The organism is Paraburkholderia sp. SSBN10T (assembly GCF_056619545.1).
The window spans coordinates 37791-52790 of sequence record NZ_JBWQQI010000003.1; the positions used below are offsets into that span (position 1 = coordinate 37791).

The 15000-nt window shown below is 61.3% G+C and carries 14 protein-coding genes; 8 read left to right on the plus strand and 6 right to left on the minus strand.

Annotated elements, in window-relative coordinates; all coding sequences use genetic code 11:
• The first annotated feature begins 561 nt into the window (after nt 1–561).
• Entirely contained in the window at nt 562–2037 is a 1476-nt protein-coding gene (locus AC1ECK_RS05075) for an NAD-dependent succinate-semialdehyde dehydrogenase (RefSeq protein WP_480317319.1), read from the plus strand.
• A gap of 76 nt (nt 2038–2113) precedes the next feature.
• On the opposite strand, the gene AC1ECK_RS05080 is transcribed toward AC1ECK_RS05075, so the two are convergent.
• Nucleotides 2114–2992 carry a hypothetical protein gene (locus tag AC1ECK_RS05080; protein WP_480316550.1) on the minus strand — a complete coding sequence of 293 codons (879 nt, stop codon included), beginning with the start codon at nt 2990–2992 and terminating at the stop codon, nt 2114–2116.
• A 552-nt stretch (nt 2993–3544) separates the two neighbouring features.
• Here AC1ECK_RS05080 and AC1ECK_RS05085 point away from each other — a divergent pair.
• The 3 genes from AC1ECK_RS05085 (at nt 3545) to bla (ending at nt 7037) form a co-directional block, all read left to right on the plus strand.
• Nucleotides 3545–5203 (plus strand): DUF2957 domain-containing protein, encoded by a 1659-nt coding sequence (locus AC1ECK_RS05085; RefSeq protein WP_480316552.1) that lies wholly within the window; start codon nt 3545–3547, stop codon nt 5201–5203.
• A 216-nt stretch (nt 5204–5419) separates the two neighbouring features.
• A complete protein-coding gene (praA, locus tag AC1ECK_RS05090) occupies nt 5420–5902 on the plus strand; it encodes an alkane oxidation protein activator PraA (RefSeq protein WP_480316554.1) in 483 nt (160 codons plus the stop codon).
• 262 nt (nt 5903–6164) lie between these two features.
• A complete protein-coding gene (gene bla, locus AC1ECK_RS05095) occupies nt 6165–7037 on the plus strand; it encodes a class A beta-lactamase (protein WP_480316556.1) in 873 nt (290 codons plus the stop codon).
• 16 nt (nt 7038–7053) lie between these two features.
• Here the strand turns inward: bla and AC1ECK_RS05100 are convergent, their stop codons facing one another.
• Both AC1ECK_RS05100 and AC1ECK_RS05105 read right to left on the minus strand, forming a co-directional pair.
• Nucleotides 7054–7521, minus strand: coding sequence for a helix-turn-helix domain-containing protein (locus tag AC1ECK_RS05100; RefSeq protein WP_480317321.1), 468 nt, complete (start codon nt 7519–7521; stop codon nt 7054–7056).
• Nucleotides 7476–8726: an MFS transporter gene (locus AC1ECK_RS05105; RefSeq protein WP_480316558.1), complete on the minus strand. Its 1251-nt coding sequence runs from the start codon at nt 8724–8726 to the stop codon at nt 7476–7478. The genes AC1ECK_RS05100 and AC1ECK_RS05105 overlap by 46 nt, the downstream gene beginning before the upstream one ends.
• Before the next feature lie 112 nt (nt 8727–8838).
• Here AC1ECK_RS05105 and AC1ECK_RS05110 point away from each other — a divergent pair, with 112 nt between their 5' ends.
• Both AC1ECK_RS05110 and AC1ECK_RS05115 read left to right on the plus strand, forming a co-directional pair.
• Nucleotides 8839–9774, plus strand: coding sequence for a LysR family transcriptional regulator (locus tag AC1ECK_RS05110; RefSeq protein WP_480316560.1), 936 nt, complete (start codon nt 8839–8841; stop codon nt 9772–9774).
• A 40-nt stretch (nt 9775–9814) separates the two neighbouring features.
• Complete coding sequence (locus AC1ECK_RS05115; protein WP_480316562.1) at nt 9815–10282, plus strand: MarR family winged helix-turn-helix transcriptional regulator; 468 nt, start codon at nt 9815–9817, stop codon at nt 10280–10282.
• Nucleotides 10283–10322: 40 nt separating this feature from the next.
• Here AC1ECK_RS05115 and AC1ECK_RS05120 read toward each other — a convergent pair whose 3' ends face one another.
• Nucleotides 10323–11174: a class I SAM-dependent methyltransferase gene (locus AC1ECK_RS05120; RefSeq protein ID WP_480316564.1), complete on the minus strand. Its 852-nt coding sequence runs from the start codon at nt 11172–11174 to the stop codon at nt 10323–10325.
• A 73-nt stretch (nt 11175–11247) separates the two neighbouring features.
• Here AC1ECK_RS05120 and AC1ECK_RS05125 point away from each other — a divergent pair, with 73 nt between their 5' ends.
• A complete protein-coding gene (locus AC1ECK_RS05125) occupies nt 11248–11688 on the plus strand; it encodes a helix-turn-helix domain-containing protein (protein WP_480316566.1) in 441 nt (146 codons plus the stop codon).
• Nucleotides 11689–12008: 320 nt separating this feature from the next.
• Nucleotides 12009–13490: an EAL domain-containing protein gene (locus AC1ECK_RS05130; protein WP_480316568.1), complete on the plus strand. Its 1482-nt coding sequence runs from the start codon at nt 12009–12011 to the stop codon at nt 13488–13490.
• A gap of 21 nt (nt 13491–13511) precedes the next feature.
• Here AC1ECK_RS05130 and AC1ECK_RS05135 read toward each other — a convergent pair whose 3' ends face one another.
• Nucleotides 13512–13856, minus strand: a complete 345-nt coding sequence (locus AC1ECK_RS05135; RefSeq protein WP_480316570.1) for a cupredoxin domain-containing protein — start codon at nt 13854–13856, stop codon at nt 13512–13514.
• Between the two features lie 39 nt (nt 13857–13895).
• Nucleotides 13896–14840 (minus strand): metallophosphoesterase family protein, encoded by a 945-nt coding sequence (locus AC1ECK_RS05140; protein WP_480316572.1) that lies wholly within the window; start codon nt 14838–14840, stop codon nt 13896–13898.
• Nucleotides 14841–15000 lie beyond the last annotated feature (160 nt).

The window sequence follows — 15000 nt, forward strand, 5'->3', positions numbered from 1 at the left end:
GCTCATCCACCCCACTCCGCACTGCGTGCGTCGCGGTTGGGTATGCAAGGGAAACCATAGGCGCAGGCAACAGCAACAGCAACAGCAACAGCAACAGCAACAGCAACAGCAACAGCAACAGCAACAGCAACAGCAACGGAGTCTAGCACTACGGGGCTACCGGTAACGCTGAGCGCGCAGGTTGTCCTATTTTGTGAATGAACCGACTTCACATATTTAGAATGCCTACTGAATTTTCAGCACGAGTTATGCTCGACGGCGGGGCGCGAAGCGCGACGCTGGAACGGATGATGGCCTTGTCACTAACGCGAGTGGTGCGAGAGCCGCTCCTCGTGCGGACCACTCTGTGTTGGCCTAAGTGGTGGACACCTACAGGCTAGCGGTTGTCAGCCCGCTTTCTTTGCTTACTTTCTTTGCGGCGGCAAAGAAAGTAAGTGCCGCCCCGCACAGGGGCAACGCTAATAAACCACTAACACAGCAAGGAAAGGCCAACACAACAGGAACGACCACCAAAAAGAGGCCTGCGCAGCAAAACCCTTTAACTTGAAGGAACAAAAGAAAATGCCCACCCCCAACGCATCGCAGATAAACCTAAAAGACCCATCGCTGTTCAAAACAAAGTCCTACATAGCAGGCGAATGGACCCAATCCGACGACGACTCCACCCTGGAAGTAAAAAACCCAGCAACAGGAGAACTAATAGAAAAAATCCCTCGAATGGGCCAACCCGAAACCCGCCGCGCCATCGAAGCGGCCAATAAGGCTTGGCCAGCATGGCGAAACAAAACCGCCAAACAACGCTCAACCATCCTGCGTGCCTGGCACGACCTGATGATCGAGAACGCCGACGACCTCGCACTCATCCTGACCACCGAACAAGGCAAACCTCTCGCCGAAGCCAAAGGCGAAATCCTCTACGCCGCCTCGTTCCTCGAATGGTTCGCGGAAGAAGCCAAACGCGTCTATGGCGACACCATCCCCACGCCGGCAGCCGATAAACGCATCGTCGTCACCAAAGAGCCGATCGGCGTCTGCGCTGCCATCACGCCGTGGAATTTTCCCGCGGCCATGATCACCCGCAAGGTCGGTCCCGCACTAGCCGCCGGCTGCCCCATCATCGTCAAGCCCGCCGAGGCCACGCCGTTCTCCGCGCTCGCGCTCGCCGTGCTCGCCGAGCGCGCCGGTGTGCCGCCCGGTATCTTCAGCGTCGTTACCGGCGATCCCAAAACCATCGGCGCCGAAATGACCGGCAATCCGATCGTGCGCAAGCTGTCGTTCACGGGCTCGACCGCCGTCGGCCGTCTGCTGATGGCGCAATGCGCGCCCACCGTCAAGAAAGTCTCCCTCGAACTCGGCGGCAACGCGCCCTTCATCGTCTTCGAAGACGCCGATCTCGATGCTGCCGTCGCCGGCGCCATCGCCTCCAAATACCGCAACAGCGGTCAGACCTGTGTCTGCACCAACCGCTTCTATGTGCATGACAAGGTCTATGACGCGTTCGCCGCCAAACTGCGCGAGGCCGTCGAGCAGTTGAAGGTCGGCCGCGGCACCGATGACGGCATCACGCAAGGCCCGCTCATCAACGAGGCCGCCGTGCTCAAGGTCGAGTCGCATATCGAAGACGCGCTCGCTAAAGGCGCTCGCATCGTCACCGGCGGCAAGCGTCATGCGCTCGGTCATGGCTTCTTCGAACCGACCGTGCTCGCCGATGTCACCCCGGCCATGAAAGTCGCGCGCGATGAAACGTTCGGCCCGCTCGCGCCGTTGTTCCGTTTCTCCTCGGATGAGGAAGTCGTCAAGCTCGCCAACGATACCGAGTTCGGGCTCGCATCGTACTTCTACAGCCGCGATATCAGCCGCGTGTGGCGCGTCGCCGAAGCGCTCGAATACGGCATGGTCGGCATCAACACCGGGTTGATCTCCAACGAAGTCGCACCGTTCGGCGGCGTCAAGCAGTCGGGACTTGGCCGCGAAGGCTCGCACTACGGTATCGATGACTATGTCGTCATCAAGTATCTGTGTATCGGTGGTGTTTGAGCTCAAGCGGTGGCGGCGCTCACGTTCTGTGCGGGCGTGAGCGCTTCCTGGCCCAGGCAAATCGCATGCTTCACCTTCAAGACGGCCAGTGCAACGCGGCACGAAGCTGGGCGGTTCGCTCGGCCGCTGCGCGCTGGTCGCTCTCCGTGCCCGTCAGATACTGGCCAGGGTCGGACGTGCCGGTCTCGGACATGCTCAATTGCAGCAGCGCCAGGACGTTTCGCGTCAGCAGTCCGTCCGCGCATGCGCCGGGGGCGGCGCACAACTGGCTCAGCATCGCCAGGGCGGCAGGGTTGGCGCGCGAAGCAAGCGTAAATATCCGGTCGCCCAGCATCTCGCTGCTCGGCAAAGGAATCTCCAGCCACTGGTCCGGGTACCGGTCCGCCAGCGCCAGCACGGCCGCAGGTTGACCTGCATCAGCGGCCTTTTTGAGCAGGTCGTCGGCATAGCGTTCGCCGTGCAGTTTCACATCGCCGCAACGCAGCCCTTCCTCCTCGGCAGACAACGCGCCGCGCTCGCAAGCATCCGCCCAAGCCGCGGCTTCGACCAGACCCTCCGGGTCGCTGCGCGCGGCAAGCGCGCCGAAGTTCGGATACGAGAGCGCACGTTGCAGCGCTTCGGTAAGCGTGTTGCTGGTGCCCGGTCCCAATTGCACCGCTGTCTTGCTGCGTGCCGCGGACTCGAGTCGCGCCATCACGTCGATACCCGGGTGTGCAGAGGCTGCCGGCTCAGGGGTTGAGTGCTGCGTCGAGGTTACGCCGCCCGTTGCGAGCACGTCAGGAATCTGCGTCGTCGCGTGTATGGCGACCGGCGTCGTCCCTCCCGCCGCGAACACCGGCCAGCGACCCATCAATGCCAGGGTCACCGCAATCGTGACGCATCCGCATATTGCCCATCCCGCGAAATTCCATAGCGAGATCGCAGCAGTTTCTTCCGCCTTGCGCAAGGACCGCATAGCAGCTCCCCTATCAGCGAACCAAATCGGCAATCAATCTATCAAGCGTGCGGGTGATTGTGCGAGCCGTCAACCTCGGAGAGCAGAATACGTCAATTGCATCGCGCCGTCCGATCAAGCTGCATTCCGACCAATTGAGATCATTCATGCGAGCGTTTTAAATCGCAGCCGACCAGCGATCTCAAGCACCACTGACCACAACCGCGTGTTTGGATCAAAGACTCTATGTACATGCAAGGTTCGTAGGGCTAGTGTATGCCCACAAATTATCTGAATACCCGGCCAACGAGTGCGATGCACCACGACATCAACGTCTATCGAGGAAAGCAACTGCATTGGCAACTCGCAAAGCGCAACGCATATTGCGAACTTCAATTTATTTTCGATGCATTTTGCATTATCAGTATGAAACGTTCTCACCTTTTTGCCGGTGGCGTACGCCGCGCATAAAGGTTGGCACGCCTTTCCACCGGAAGTTAATCAACCGGCACATGAATGCCGGATGAATGAATGTTGTTCTAATTTTTAATAAAAACATGGCCACGGAGACAAATGATGCTGCATCGAGAAAGCAGGCGAGGCTTTGCAGTCCTCATCATCAGCGCGTTCGCATTTCCTTTGCTGCTGGCGGCATGCAACGGCAGCTCGCCAGGCGCGCCAGGTCCTGTCTCCGTCACCCAATGTACCGGAAGCACCTGTACGCCGCAGGGCGCGCCCTCTTCCACGCCGGTTGCCGTCAAGCCGCTCTGTCCCGAGTCGCTCGATTACTCGACGACCTACACGGGCGGCTCGGGTAGCGGCGAATACATCAAGGTGCAGTTCGACTCGACCAGGATGCAGTATCAGATGACCTTTGTCGAATCGTTCGTGCCCACCTCGGCCGGGCAGATCAGTCAGTCTCGAGCAGGCCTGACCATTACCGGTTCATACGTGCACCCCAACCAGTACCAGGTAACCGATTCGAGCGACAAGACCACCACGCCCTATGCCTTGCTGACCGCAGAACAGAATCGTTGCGCCATCTTGCTGGAAAACGGCGCGACCGCCGACGGAAGCTATTCGATCACCGTCAACCCGCAGGATCCGCCCATGCTGTTCGTCGGCGAGGGCATCGTCGGAGGCGGCATTCCGGGCGCCTCCATTCAGTTCAACGGCGTTCAACTGTTTCCTGGATACACGATCGGCGCAGTGCCGGCGCGCAACTTCGATTCGTACCCGTTCCTCGGCTTCAGCCAGACCGTCACCGACTTCTCGAAAGTCGCGGGTACGTACAACGAACTGGGATTCCGCGTCACGCCCGAAGGCACCAGCTTTCAGAGCGGTGCGCCGGTCGTGACCTCGGGCAGCAATATCGGTTGGCAGCCGGATGCGATCCAGGCCTCGGAAACCTTCAATGCCGACGGATCATGCGTGCCCGACAGCTCCACTTACTCGTGCAAGTCCACGGGTGCGCCGTGGACGCTGCGAACCAATGCCGACGGCACGCCGGACAACGTGTTCGTCAGCACTCCGCCAACCGGACAGTTCTACTATCCCGCGGTCGGTCAATCGATCACCCAACTGGTAGGCGGCACCAACAATGCTCACGGCATCATGATTGTCGGCAATGTCAACGGTCAACTGGTGCCGGTTATCATTCGCGTCGGATATGCATCCACCAGCGCGGGTAATCCCTTCGCATCCGTGCTGGACGACCAGCTCGGCATTTCCCTGCTTGCGCCCGCCACGCAACTGGCATCGGGCACCTTGACCGGTGGCTACATCGGCGCCAACAGCGCATCCGCCTGCGGCGTGGTCACATACGGCAGCGCGGTGCAAGGCAGCGTGGTGATCAACGGCCAGTACACGACCGCCTATGCCTCCGCCGGCGCCTGTATTGACGGCAGCGCGTCGACTGCGCCGGGCGTGAACTACACCTCGACGTTGTTTCAAGGCTCGGTTGGAAAATTGATCGACCCGTTCACGACCGTCGACTCGGGCGATTTCAACTTCGACTATACGCAATCGAAACCTGGCCTCGTCAACGTCACTGCGGCGCGACCGCTGATGTCGGGCAGCACCGCGATCTACAAGGCCGGCGATACCGGCGTGATGGTTCAGGCAGGGCCGGTGTACGGATTGCTGATGAACGGCGTCAATACCCCGTCGACGACACCGACGCAAGCCGGCATCGTCAATCCTTACCTCTCAATCGGCGCATTCGTGCAATAGCCAACGCATTATGCATGCGGTTCGTATGTCCTGAAGGTCTACCCGATCCTCAGGATAACGAATGACGCCGTGTGGCCGTGCGTATCACGTTGCACACAGCCACACGGATAAAGGAAGTTCGCTTCGTCAACAGGCGAGGTGGCGATGTCCCTTAACATCTCCGCATTGCGCCTATATCCGGCAACTTCGTTGCCACTTAACCATGGAAGGCAAATCATGAAGCTCATCAAGACGTTCGCTCGCGGTGGTGCTGTCGCTCTCATTTGTGCCGCCCTCTCCCCCATCGTCTCAGCCGCCACGATCGGACCGGCGGGTTCTTCCTTCAGTGCGCCCGGCACGATCAACGTCAGCACGCCGATCGCTCCTAACGTCAGTTGCGGCATCACGCTTAGCGGCGTGGTCAGCAACGACGGCACTTACGCCCAGATCAATTCGGTGGCGATCACCGGCGGAGGCTTGTGCGGTGTGCCGCAAATCATCGGCTTGCCATGGAAACTCGTCGCCACCAGTACGACGGCGGGCAACGTGGCGAACGTCGGGTTTAGCGTATTGGGTGCGAATTGCGGTCCCTCGACGATCAACGGTAGCTGGAGCAATGCAACCAACACGCTGAGCGCGAGCAATCAGCCGCTTTCCGGCAATTGCAAGGTCAATAGCTTGTCGGTCAGCCCGAACCCGGCGTTTACGGTTTCGCCGTAACTGGCGCACGCTAAGCCCACGCTAACTGGATGGAAGGCCGCATCCAGGATGCATAGCGGACGATCCTTGCGGCCGTGGCAATCGCGGGTGAAGTCCGAGGACGTGTTCTTCCGGTTATACCGGCTGTGGATGTGACAGGTGCTGTGCGTCACGCGGGTTGGTATGATGCAAGCGATCTTTGTGCGGCAAGCTGACCTGCTGAGACGAATGTCGTCCATAGGCAGCTTCCGCAATATCGCTCACGAACGGACACGGTAAATCAGTGCCTCATTTCACCACTCGTCGAAGCCTGATCCTTGGGCTGCCGTTCCTCCTCGGCATGGGCGCCGGCGGCCCGCTCTACGCATCCGAATCACCGATAGCCGATATCGAACGCCGCTACGGCGGCCGCCTCGGCGTCTTCGCCGTCGATACCGGTTCAGGGCGAACGCTGAGTTACCGCGCCGATGAGCGCTTTCTGATGTGCAGCACCTTCAAGGGACTGCTGGCGGCGCAGGTGCTCGCCCGTGTGGATGCCGGCAAGGAGAACCTCGCCCGTCTCGTGCACTACACGGAGAAAGACCTCATTTTCACTTCGCCCGTGACGAAAGCCAACGTTGCGCGGGGCGCCATGTCGGTTGGCGCGCTCTGCCAGGCCATCGTGGAAGTGAGCGACAATACCGCCGCAATTTTGCTGATGCGCAGTGTCGGCGGCCCCGCAGGTCTGACACGGTTTGTTCGCGACCTCGGCGATACGGTCACGCGCTCGGACCGCTATGAGCCCGAATCCAACAAGTACAGCGGCTTGCTGGACACCACCAGCCCCAGAGCGATTGCCACGCTGGTGCAGAGGATTCTCTTAGGCGATGTGCTGAGCCCGGCATTCTGCACGCAATTGGAAAACTGGATGATCGCGGCCAAGCCCGGTCTCAACAGGATCCGAGCGACTCTGCCCGCGGACTGGCAGGCGGCCGACCGGCCCGGAACAAGCGTCGAAGAAGAAACGAACGACTACGCACTGGTACGGCCGCCGGGGCGCGCCCCACTGCTCGTCGCCGTCTATTACGATGCACCAGGCGTCGGCATGGCCTCTCGCGAGGCTGTCTTGCGCGAAGCCGGAACGGCCTTCGTGAACTGGGCCAAGGCTACTGCGTGATAAGCGGCGGGCTGCATCATGGGTGGGCCACAAACGCAGTCATCCAGTGGCTCAGGCCTGATTCGTGAACCGGCTGCGGGTCGTCGCCGACAGGACGGACGTTCCCATACAGACGCGCTTCACGTGCTTCACGCGGCGTGTAGCCGAACTGTTCCTTGAAGCAGCGGCTGAAGTATTTGGCATCTTCGAAGCCGTGACGCCATGCAACCTGCGCCACAGAGATGCGCAACGCGCTCGTGTTTGCCAGGACGTCGTGGGCGTGGCGAAGCCGCCTTTGCCGGATCGTGCGTGCAATTCCCCCCCCCCGCCGATTCGAACAGTTGATAGAGCGACGAGTGGGCGATGCCGACAGCCTTGCAGATATCGAGCGGCGAAATCGAAGCAGCCGCAGCCGATCAGGGCTGCGGCCGCTCGTGGCCTTCTGGATGAACGAGGCTGCTATACGGTCGCGCGAGCTTGCGCGGCAGCTCGCGATCGCCCATATGCGAGCATCATCAGGAAGCCAAGCAAAAAGCCAAGGCCTCCGGCCAACAGCAAACCAACCTCCCCGAACACCGGCAACAGATTCGTGAGCAAGCCCGTCACGACCCAGGCGAGCGCCATCACCGAACCCGCGACACCGAGCGCCCAGCCTTGTCGTTCTTCATCCACTGCGTCGGAAAACGCGGTGTACATCGTCGTATAGGCCACCATATCGAAGCAGCCCACCAGGGTGGCAAGGCACCACAAGACAATCTGCTGGGGAAACAGCGCCGAAAGTATCTGGCAGATACCGGCGATCAACAACCCGATCTTCGCGATGTCGACCACGCTCCAGATCCGCAACATCAACCGTACCACGAACAGCAGGCCGAAGACGAAGCACATCCCGATCAAGCCGCTGAATAAACCGAGTTGCGAAGTCGTGTAGTGAAAGCGGGTTTGCAGTAGCAACATGATGGTCTGCAGATACAGGCCATAGCCCACTTGCATCAGAAAGAAGACCATAGACAGAAACGCAACCTGTTTATGCATCGCAGCCTGATAGATGATGCGCAGCGGCAGCATGAGATCGACACGTGCGTTGCCGGATGCAAGAGCCAGGTCGCGATAGGAACGCCACGTCCAGATCGCACAAATTGCCGATAGCACAGCGACCAGCAGAAACGGCGTGCCGTAGCTGAAAACCGGCGCGACGGTCCGGTCCGAAGTGACGCCACCCAGTACGGGGCCCACAATCACGCCGGCACTAAAGGCGAGCGACATGATGCTCATGTTGTACGCCTTGTTCTCCGGCGTGCTCATGTCGGTAATGGCAGCTTGTGCGATGCCCTGACAGCCTGCCATCAGGCCGCTTAAGCCACGGCCCAGCAGCAGGAGCCAGACGCTGGGCCAGCACGCGCCCAGCGCCATCAGGAAGTAGCTCGCGCATAGACCGGAAACGCACAGCATCATGATCTTGCGACGGCCGTAGCCGTCGGACAGCGCACCCATCAGCGACGAGCCGAAGAACATGCAGAACGGATAGATTCCGTAGCCCAGCCCAAGGTAGAAGTTGCGCACTTTAGGACCCGTGTCCGCGGACAGAATACCAGTCTGCGGATCGCCGAATATGGCGGACATCATGGGATAGACGAGCCCGAAGCCCATTGCATCGATAGCAATGGCAAGCAGGCATGGACCTAGCAGTTTGAGATTGAGTTGGGACATGAAAACGCTACGTGGAGGAACAGAGTGGCCTCAACGGTAACGTCCGGCCGTCCCCCCCGGTAGGCCCGCGCAGCCGATAACACTTATTGGTGAAGCTGATACGATACCGGCCATGGACCTACTGGCAGCGATGCGAATCTTCGTACGGGTGGTAGAACGCGGCAACCTGTCAAGGGCGGCGCGTGACCTGGGCATTGGTCAACCGGCGGTTAGCGAGCGCATAGAGCGGCTCGAGCAGCATCTCGGCGTCAAACTGCTTCGCCGCAATACGCGCGTCGTGTCGTGCACCGACGCAGGCAAGCTCTTCTATGAACGCAGCAAGCAGGTCGTCGAGGCGGCTGAGGAGGCTTGCGCCGCGGTATCGCAGCAGGATCACGCGCTGCGCGGTTTGCTGCGCATCGCGGCACCACAGGGCATTGGCGAAATGATCCTGCCAGGCATCCTGCGAGACATTCGCGAGCAGCATCCGCAGCTCAATATCGATCTGATACTGAACGACCAGATCGTCGATCCGGTTACCGAAGGTGTCGATATCTCCCTACGCCTGGGGCAATTGGGCGAAGGCAGCTTCATTGCCCGAAGACTCGGACACGTGCGCCGCGTGCTGGTCGCGGCACCCGCGTACCTGGAGCGGTACGGCATACCGGCCCAACCTGACGAGCTGGTGGCGCATCCGTTTATCCGCGTAATGGGCCTGTTCGGCGACAGCGTATTGCGACTGCTCGATGCACAGCAGTCACTGATATCGGCGCGCGTCACCGCCGCTATCAGCGTAAGCCACTGGCGTCCGGTCCATGAATTGCTGGTTGCGGGCGCGGGCATTGGCGTACTGCAAGAACCGGTTTGCGCACACGCTATCGCCAGTGGAAGCCTCGTTCGGCTTCTGCCTGACCATACCGTGCCGGGTTTCGAGTTCAATGCGCTATGTGCCCAGCCCATGTCATCCAGGACGCGCGCCATCATGACGCTGCTGGAGAGGGAATTGCCGGCTGCCCTGTCCGCCGCGCAAACGCCGATGCGTGACGAGCATTGCGAAACACCTGTGTAAAATGCACGGACTGTGCACAAAACCACATACAGGTGTTGAGATGCAAAACACGACGGGCGAGCTGCACCGGGCATTGATGGACCTGGTGGGCATCATCAATCGGCCGAAGCCGGACGAGATACTGCTGCAGAAAGCGGGCGTTTCACTGGACCGGGCGTTGTTCCCGCTGCTGGTCAGGGTCGACCTATACGGTCCGCTGGGTGTGGTCGAGCTCGCCGATCTGGTCGGCCGCGATCACTCCACGGTTAGCCGCCAGGTAGCCAGGCTCGAAGAGCTCGACCTGATCGTGCGCCGGCCTGGACGGGCCGACAAACGGATCCGCGAAGCCGTCACGACGAAGGCGGGCCGCGAAATGGTCGAGACCATCAGCACGGCCCGCAACCGGCTGTTCAACGAAGTGCTTGCCGAATGGAGCGCGACTGAACGCCGGGATTTGACCCGTCTGCTGAGAAAGCTGGTCGACTCGGCGAACCAGGCTTTGCTCGCCGACGAAACCGAACTCAAATAGAACGGCGCCGCCAACCGTCGCGCCCTCGTTTTGGCGCAGCCTACGCAGACCGCGCACGCGCGCTGACCATCCAGCAAGCGGCGGTGTAGCGCACGTCCATGCCGTGCACATACAGATCGAAAGCACTGCGAACTGTTTCGACGACCTGCTTGCGCGTCTGCGAGTCCACTTCCTGAAGGCACAGACCAACGGGGCCGAGTTGAGTGAAATAGTCGATCAACTGATTTTCCGGCAAGACGCACTCCACATCGATTGGTTGAATATCTATCCCGGTCCAGCCGCTGGTTTCAAGGATCGCAGCGACACGCTGCCGGTCCGCGAAAGCAAACTGCCCCGCTGCGCCTGGCCGGCGTACTGGCAGATTCGGCAACAGCGGCGCGGCGGCACGCTCGGCCGTCGTCATGAACGGGTTTTCCGTGGCGCTGCGCCACGCGATGAATGCGAGTTCGGCGTCGCTGCTTGCGGCGCGAAGCAGGTTCGCGAAGGCCTGGATCGGGTTATCGAAGAACATGACGCCGAAGCGCGAGATGATCCTCTCGAAGCTCTGCGGCTCGAAGGCATGGGTCTGGACGTCGGCAAGAATGAAGCGTGCCGCGGAGTTTTCCCGTTCGGCACGTGCCCTGGCAGCGGCGACCATGGGCGCGGAAACGTCTGCGCCGAGGCACTGGCCTGTTGCACCGAGCCGGCGCGCCACAGCCAGCGTCGTGCTGCCGGTGCCGCAGCCGACATCGAGAACGCGCCTCGTGGATACAGCGTCAATCCTGTCGACGAGCATCTCTTCAAACGGCTTGAACATGAGGTCGAGCAACGCCTGGGCCGTCACCCAGGCGCGTCCGGCGCCGCCGTTCCAATGAGCTGCCTGCCCGTTTTCTGCCGGGTATGTGTCATCCATGATCTTGGTCCTTGGCTTGCCGCGGAAAGTGGAAGCTACACTATGCAAGTTCAAGTCGACTTGAGGTCAAGCGATGACCAAACTAGACATTGCCGAGGTGGCGCAGCGTTCGGGCATTAACGCCTCTACCCTGCGCTTCTACGAGGAAAAGGGCTTGATTGCCTCCAGCGGCAGGCTCGGGTTGCGCCGGCAGTTCGATGCGGGCGTGCTGGACCGGTTGGCGCTGATTGCGCTGGGGCGTGTTGCCGGTTTCTCGCTCGATGAGGTCGCGCTGATGTTCGCGCCGGAGGGACAGCCGCGTATCGATCGGCAGATGCTGTCGGCCAAGGCGGATGAACTGGACAGAACGATCCGTCAACTGAGCGCTGTGCGCGACGGCCTGAGGCATGCTGCTGCCTGCCCCGCGCCGAGTCATATGGAATGCCCGACCTTCCGCCGCATCATGCGGGCCGCGGTGTCGGGCGCACTTGGAGGGCGCAGAAAGCCGGTTCGGAGGCCGGGTTCTGGCCGTTAAATTCAGCTTTGCCGCATTTCTACGTTATCGACGTTTTTCCTGCGTCCCGAAGGGTTAAAACCATGTCCAAGGGAAACTCCGATGGGGTGGTAGCGGTTGCGCAGGCGTACGCTATCATCTGATAAATCGACCACGCCGGTTATCCCCCGGTGCTGCGCCCGCGGCGTGGTTCCGTCCTCTTTTGCCGTGACGCCATGTACGATTCGTCGAACACTGCCGGCAAGACCTTGAACGCCAAAACATCCCCATCGCCCCCCGTCTGGCGCGGAATCGCCCCACGCCTGTTGCAAATTGCGGTTATCGCGTGTGGTCTGTCCGTCATGCTCGCCATGCTGCTCGCGGGCGAGTACTACGCCGGGCGTGCCGTCGCCGCGCGCGAGCGTCTGATCGGCAGCGACCTCGCCACTTCCGTCGACACCATCCTGAGCGGCGTCAGCTCGCGCCGTGCGGCCGATCTGAGCGCCCTTGCCGGCCAGCCGTGCGCGCAGGTGCAGCCTGCGTTGTCGGCATTGCAGACCTACGTCAGCTACGTACGCGTGATCACGCTGGTGCGAAACGGGCGCCTCTATTGTTCGTCCGGCCTCGGACCTGTCGATGCGCCGCTCTCCACCTACCGGTTTCGATCCGGCGTGCCGGTGAGCCTCAACCTTCTCGCCGAAACGCAGTTCCAGCCGGGCGTGCCGGTTATCGCCATGTTCCATGCGATGGGTCCGGGCAACGGCGTGCTCTACATCATCGAAGGCGAATACATTGCCGATACGTTGGCTCACGGCTTGCGCTACGGCGCGCAGCAAGCCGCGTTATCGATCGACGGCAGCGGACGTCTGACCGACCACGGCGTGTTCGTGCCGGCCGCACAGGAGGCGCCGCTCAACGCAACACGTGTTGCCTCCAGCGTGTGGCCGTTCGCGATCGAGCTGAGCGCATCGCCCGCTTTCAGCAAGCAGATGCGCTGGCAGTACGGACTGCTCTTCGGCGCCGCGGGTCTGCTGCTGGACGCTCTCATCGCAGCGCTCTACCTGCTCGTGCTGGCGCCACGCCGCCTGCTGCTCAACGCGGTACGGCGCGGTTTGAAACAGGGCGAACTGCACGTCGTTTATCAACCGATCGTCGAGATTGCGACTCGTCGCGTGGCTGGCGTAGAGGCCCTGCTACGCTGGAATCATCCCAAGTGGGGCGCCGTCAGTCCCGCCGTATTCATGGCCGAGGTGGAGAGCAGCGCGCTGCTCGCCGACGTGACGCGCTTTATCCTGCGCACGGCGGCCGCGGAAATAAGCGCATCGCCGCCGGCGCTGCCGCTGCGCATAGCGGTCAATATCGCGCCGCGCGATCTCGAGCGGCGCGGCTTCGTGGCCGAGGTGCTGGCGGTCGCCGAGGCGCTGCCGGAAGGCATCAGTCTCGTGCTCGAGTTGACCGAGCGGTTTCTGTTGAGCAAAAGCTCGCGCGTGCTCGCGATCTTCGAGACGCTCAAGGCGCGCGGCGTGCGCTTCTCTATCGACGACTTCGGCACGCAGCACAGCAACCTCGATCTGCTGAGCCGCTTCCCGTTCGACTACGTCAAGATCGACCGGCAGTTCGTGGCGCCGGCGGATACCGGCGGCGCCGACCTGATCCGGGGCATCGTAGCCGTGGCCGGGCACTTCGATCTGGTTGTGATTGCCGAAGGTGTCGAAACCGAGGCGCAGCACCGCGTGCTGCACGACGCGGGCGTGCCGTTCGGGCAAGGCTATCTGTACCAACGGCCGCTACCAGCAGTCGAGCTGGCGCAGCAACAGACAGCCCCGCACCATGCGCATCACTGAGACGTGGGTTTGAAGGACCAACTACTGCACCGTAACAGTCGCCCGCATATTCGGGTGGATGCCGCAGAAGATCTTATAGACGCCAGGCTTATCGAACTTGTACTGGAAAGTGTCGTTCTGATCGAGCGCGGAAGAACGGAACAGGCCCGTGTCGCTGACCACCACATGCGGCTCGCCGTCGAGGTTTTTCCAGGTCACGGTCGACCCGCTCTTGACGGTAATCGCCATCGGCGAAAACATGAAGTTCTTGATCATCACGGCGCTCCCCTCCTGCGCCTGAGCGGCAGAGAAGCCGGCTGACACCGCCAGCAGCAGAACCACCCCGAGCGAAACGCTCACCGAGCGCCGCATAGCATTCCTAATCATGATTATCATCCTTTGTCACAAGCATTGATTTATTTCGATTCAGGCGAGTGTGGCGTCGTCGAGCGTCGCCTTGAGCGGGTGCCGCATGATCTTGATGCTGGTCACGCCCAACATCCGCGGCAACTGATCGCTCGCCACCGTCAACGGCATGGGACCGGGCCCCTCGCCCGCGGTCGGCTGCGGATAGGCAGTCGAGCGCGCCGTATGGAAAGTGATATTGCCTTCCACCTTCGAGACGATCTGGTGGATATGGCCGTTCAGAACCGTTACCGAGCCGAAGCGCTTCAGATAGCTCATAGCCTGGCCTGCATCGCCGGTGCCCCAACCCCATGGCTCATAGATCGTCCACATCGGCATATGCGCAAACACGACGATCGGCGTACTGGACGAGCGGCCCTTGAGGTCGTTTTCGAGCCACGCAAGCTGCTCGTCACCGAGGCCGCCCAGGCCGTTCGGCTTGAAATGCATCACGTTGACGAGACCGATAAAATGCACGCCGTTGTGGTCGAAACTGTAATAACCCTTGTTGTCCGAGGCCTTGCCGAAACGATTGAAGTACTCGGTGCCGGGACCGTCGGTCACGTCGTGCTCGCCGGGCACCGTATGCAACTCGGTAATATTCAGACCCGACAGCAACTGGGCCGCGAGATCGAACTGCTCCGGCTTGGACAGATGCGTGATGTCGCCCGTATGAATCGTCAATGCCGGCTTGACCGGCATCGCGTTGACGAAGTCGATGGTCCGCTTGAGCGTGCCCGCCACGTCAGGATTGGCGTCCTTGTTAAAGCCGATGTGCGTGTCGCTGATCTGCAGAAACAGCGGCACACCGGCCGGTGTCGAGGCATCCTCGGCGCCGGCGGCCAGCGCCAGCTCGACCGGCGTCAGAATGCCGCCGGCAAGGACAAACACCGTGCCCACGCCACCGAAGGCGAGGCACTTCAACGCGCCGCGGCGCGACGGACTGGATGGAAGATCTGACGGCATGGCGACCTCACGATTGAAGTTCAGGAGGTAGGCCGGCGGCTCATCCGCCGGGCCTCCTGACTGGATTCAGTGAGGAGACTGCCGGGTCACGCGGTTTATTCCACGAGTCCTCAAGGAAACGCCGGGCCGCCCCAAGTTTCCTTGACCCCCTCGGGGGGCC

Excerpts from the sequence above, each read along its gene's own strand:
- AC1ECK_RS05075 (WP_480317319.1), top strand. The coding sequence starts at position 562 with ATGCCCACCCCCAACGCATCGCAGATAAACCTAAAAGACCCATCGCTG.
- AC1ECK_RS05080 (WP_480316550.1), bottom strand. The coding sequence starts at position 2,992 with ATGCGGTCCTTGCGCAAGGCGGAAGAAACTGCTGCGATCTCGCTATGG.
- AC1ECK_RS05085 (WP_480316552.1), top strand. The coding sequence starts at position 3,545 with ATGATGCTGCATCGAGAAAGCAGGCGAGGCTTTGCAGTCCTCATCATC.
- praA (WP_480316554.1), top strand. The coding sequence starts at position 5,420 with ATGAAGCTCATCAAGACGTTCGCTCGCGGTGGTGCTGTCGCTCTCATT.
- AC1ECK_RS05105 (WP_480316558.1), bottom strand. The coding sequence starts at position 8,726 with ATGTCCCAACTCAATCTCAAACTGCTAGGTCCATGCCTGCTTGCCATT.
- AC1ECK_RS05110 (WP_480316560.1), top strand. The coding sequence starts at position 8,839 with ATGGACCTACTGGCAGCGATGCGAATCTTCGTACGGGTGGTAGAACGC.
- AC1ECK_RS05115 (WP_480316562.1), top strand. The coding sequence starts at position 9,815 with ATGCAAAACACGACGGGCGAGCTGCACCGGGCATTGATGGACCTGGTG.
- AC1ECK_RS05120 (WP_480316564.1), bottom strand. The coding sequence starts at position 11,174 with ATGGATGACACATACCCGGCAGAAAACGGGCAGGCAGCTCATTGGAAC.
- AC1ECK_RS05125 (WP_480316566.1), top strand. The coding sequence starts at position 11,248 with ATGACCAAACTAGACATTGCCGAGGTGGCGCAGCGTTCGGGCATTAAC.
- AC1ECK_RS05130 (WP_480316568.1), top strand. The coding sequence starts at position 12,009 with ATGCTCGCCATGCTGCTCGCGGGCGAGTACTACGCCGGGCGTGCCGTC.
- AC1ECK_RS05135 (WP_480316570.1), bottom strand. The coding sequence starts at position 13,856 with ATGATTAGGAATGCTATGCGGCGCTCGGTGAGCGTTTCGCTCGGGGTG.
- AC1ECK_RS05140 (WP_480316572.1), bottom strand. The coding sequence starts at position 14,840 with ATGCCGTCAGATCTTCCATCCAGTCCGTCGCGCCGCGGCGCGTTGAAG.